The 3051-nt window shown below is 70.1% G+C and carries 6 protein-coding genes; all 6 read right to left on the bottom strand.

Annotated elements, in window-relative coordinates; translation table 11 throughout:
* Window positions 1-243 (bottom strand): hypothetical protein (locus VZ95_RS19380; RefSeq protein ID WP_045777320.1); only part of this gene is annotated, 243 nt, incomplete at its 3' end.
* Window positions 240-932 carry a prepilin-type N-terminal cleavage/methylation domain-containing protein gene (locus VZ95_RS19375; RefSeq protein ID WP_045777319.1) on the bottom strand — a complete coding sequence of 231 codons (693 nt, stop codon included), beginning with the start codon at window positions 930-932 and terminating at the stop codon, window positions 240-242. The genes VZ95_RS19380 and VZ95_RS19375, both read right to left, overlap by 4 nt.
* A gap of 132 nt (window positions 933-1064) precedes the next feature.
* The gene (locus VZ95_RS19370; RefSeq protein ID WP_052711963.1) at window positions 1065-1307 is read right to left on the bottom strand and encodes a prepilin-type N-terminal cleavage/methylation domain-containing protein; all 243 of its coding nucleotides are present in this window, start codon (window positions 1305-1307) and stop codon (window positions 1065-1067) included.
* 37 nt (window positions 1308-1344) lie between these two features.
* A complete protein-coding gene (locus VZ95_RS22540) occupies window positions 1345-1749 on the bottom strand; it encodes a prepilin-type N-terminal cleavage/methylation domain-containing protein (protein ID WP_052711962.1) in 405 nt (134 codons plus the stop codon).
* Entirely contained in the window at window positions 1746-2180 is a 435-nt protein-coding gene (gspG, locus tag VZ95_RS19360; RefSeq protein ID WP_156995431.1) for a type II secretion system major pseudopilin GspG, read from the bottom strand. The genes VZ95_RS22540 and gspG overlap by 4 nt, the downstream gene beginning before the upstream one ends.
* 32 nt (window positions 2181-2212) lie before the next feature.
* On the bottom strand, window positions 2213-3051 hold an 839-nt coding region (locus tag VZ95_RS19355; protein WP_045777318.1), incomplete at its 5' end, for a type II secretion system F family protein.

Below are 3051 nucleotides of genomic sequence, written 5' to 3'. Positions count from 1 at the left end.
GAGAACCGGGACCTCGCCGATAGGACGCACCCGCACGCGGCCATCGCTGGGCGCGCTCGGCAGGCGGGCGAGCAGATCCTCGACGGCCCCTTCCGCCGCCGCGCGCCCTTCCGCCAGCGCCCGCACAGCATCCGCCGCCGTCACCGCCACCGCGCCCCGGCTCGCCGTTACCTGCAAGGCCAGCGCCAGCACCGCCGCCAACCATAGGGCCGCAACCAGAATGAAGCCACCCGCCCGCGTCACAATCGCCCCGCCGCGCTCAGGCCGAGCGCTCCCGCGAGACGATCGAACTGCCGGGTCATCTCGGCGCTCAGGGCCAGCGCATCGAGCGGCGTGGCGTCGAGGGTGCCAAGCGGCAGGCTTATCCCTAAGGAAGGCGCGCCATCGGCGAAGGTCAGCGTGAGGCGCAGCAGCCGAGGAACCTGTTCTTGCGCGGGCCATTCGTCCTGCCAGACCGGCGCGCCCATCCCGTTGGCGCGCCCGAAATAGGTAAGGCGCAGCGCCGCAACCCCCGGCAGCAACAGGCTCCGCGCCGCCGCGTCGCCCGGTGCCCCCACGCCCGATAATCCAGGATCAACGCTCCCGCCTCCAGGCGCAGGGCCACCGCGTGCAAACCGGGGTGCGCGGCTTCGGCCAGCCCATCGACGCCCCAGGCCAGCCCGGTCGGTCGTGCCGATGAAGGCCTGCGTCAAACCGCCATCGCCCCGGCGCAACGCCAAGGGTGTCGCCCGTAGCGCGAGCGCGCGCAGCCGTTCCACCGCCGCCTGCCGCTCTTCCAAAACCTGAGCGGCGGCACTGATTCGCCCCTGGGCCGCAAACGTGAGGCGCAGCCCGTTCCCCAGCAACATCAGCGCCAACCCGAGGACGGCGAGGGTCACGAGAATTTCGATCAGCGTCAGCCCCGCCGCGCGCGGCCAAAACCGGGCGTTCATAACGTCCCCCGATCAACGCGCCGCGTCACCAGCACAACCCGCCGCGCCGCTGGGCCGAACCCCCAGGCCAGCGTTGCCGTCACCTCATAGAGCGGCCGCGTCAGCGTTTCCGCCGCCGAAACCGGCGCGATATCAAGCCGCCAGCGCGCGCCTTCCGGCGTGTCCCCGGTAAAAAGACCCGGCGCGTAACGGGTAGACTAAGCCCACTTCCGCCAGCAGCGATTCGGCCTGGGCGAAGGCTTGGCTTTGCGCATCGGCCCGGCGCACGGCTTCCGCTGATTGCGACAGAATTCCGCTGCCATAGCCGAGCGCCAGGGCCAGCACCACCAGCGCCGCCAGCACTTCGATCAGCGAAAAGCCGCGCGCATCGCTCATCCGCCCGTGGCCTCCCGGACGACGCCCACGGCCCCGGTCAGCCAATCGACCGTGACCAAGGCGCTATCGCCCCCTTTGATGAGCCGCAGCCTGCCACCGCTCGCGCTGCCATCGGCCAGAAAGACGAAGCCGAGCCCCTCGGCCCCCGCGCGCTTCCAGCGTCACCCCCGTCCGGCAGGGCAAGCGAGGTCGCGGGCGTCGGGCCGATCAGCCGGTGCGTCACCGGATCGAGGGTGACGATCACCGTGCCGCCGCCAACCAGCGCCTGCCAGCGCGCGAGGCGCAACGCCCGCGCCACATCGTCCGCCGTGCCCTCAAGCCCCATCGCGCCGGTAACGCGCGAGACATTGGGGGCGATCAGCGCCGTCGCCAGCGCGATCAAGGCGAGGGCGATCAGGGTTTCGACGAGCGTGAAACCGGCGGCGCGGCTGGAATTGGTCATCGGCTGCGCACGGCAATATCAGTGTCTTCGCCCGTGCCGCCTTCGCGCCCGTCGCTGCCGAAGGAGATAAGCTCGTAGCCGCCGCCGCGCGCATCGGCGCGGTAGAGAAAGGCGCGGCCCCAGGGATCGACCGGCAGCGTGCCGTCGCGCAAGTAAGGGCCATTCCAGCGGCGGGCGGACGCGGGTTTCTGCACCAACCCGCCCAACCCTTCCTGGGCGGTCGGATAGCGCCCGGCGTCGAGCCGGTACAGATCGAGCGCCGTGCGCAGACTATCGATCTGCAACCGCGCCGTATCACTGCGCGCGCCCGCAAGATAGCCCAGCACGCTCGGCACGGCGACGGCGGCGAGCAGCGCCAGAATCACCAGCACCACCAGCACTTCGACCAAGGTGAACCCCGCGTCGCGGCGGATAGGGGCAGATCGGCGCATGGAAATTCCCTCACGATATGAAATCACGGTTTTCACGGACGGCCCACCGCCAGCGAATTGATACTGAGTAAGCCCGAGAGAATCGCGACGACGATGGCCCCGACCACGACCCCAAGCGTCACGATCAAGGCGGGCTCCAATAGCGCCAGCAGGCGCTTGGAGCGGTCGCGCAATTGGCCGTCGAACCGATCGGCGAGGCGCAGCAGCGTCGCATCCACCTGCCCGGTTTCCGCGCCCAAACGCAGAATATGGACCATCGCGGCCGGAAACAGCCCCGTCTCGGCGAAGGCTGCGTGCAGCGGAACGCCGGTGCGGACCGTGGCGATAACAGTCTCCAACGCCTGCGCCGCCGCCGGGCTGCCGACCGTATCGCGGGTGAGGGCCAGAGCTTCGAGCAGCGGCACGCGGCTTTCGAGCAGCGAGCCGAGGGTGCGGGCCAAGCGCGCGTGGCTCGCCGCTGCCAGCGTCGGCCCCAGGACGGGAATCCGGCGTAAAGCCCGGCTGAGCGCGATCCGCCGCGCCGGGGCCGCTGCATAGAGCCGAACGCCGATCCAAACCGCGCCGGGGAGCAAGAGGAGAAACGGCCCGAACTGGCGCATCGCGTCGGAAAAATCGAGCACGAGGCGCGTCGCGGCAGGCAGCCGATCCCCGGCATTGGCGAAGAGGGGCCGGAACTGCGGCACAACCACGCCCAACACAATCGATAGCGAAATCACCGCCACCACCAGCAGCAGCGCGGGATAGGTTAAGGCCGAAATCAATTGCGCCCGCAGCGCCGCCGCCGCCGCCAAATGCGCCGCGAGCCGAGTGAAGCTCTGCCCGAGACTGCCGGAGGCCTCCCCGGCGCGCAGCAGCGCCAGATGATAAGCGG

The sequence above is a fragment of the Elstera litoralis genome, from assembly GCF_000963705.1.
Lineage (GTDB): Bacteria > Pseudomonadota > Alphaproteobacteria > Elsterales > Elsteraceae > Elstera > Elstera litoralis.
This window is presented reverse-complemented; position numbering and strand designations above follow the sequence as displayed.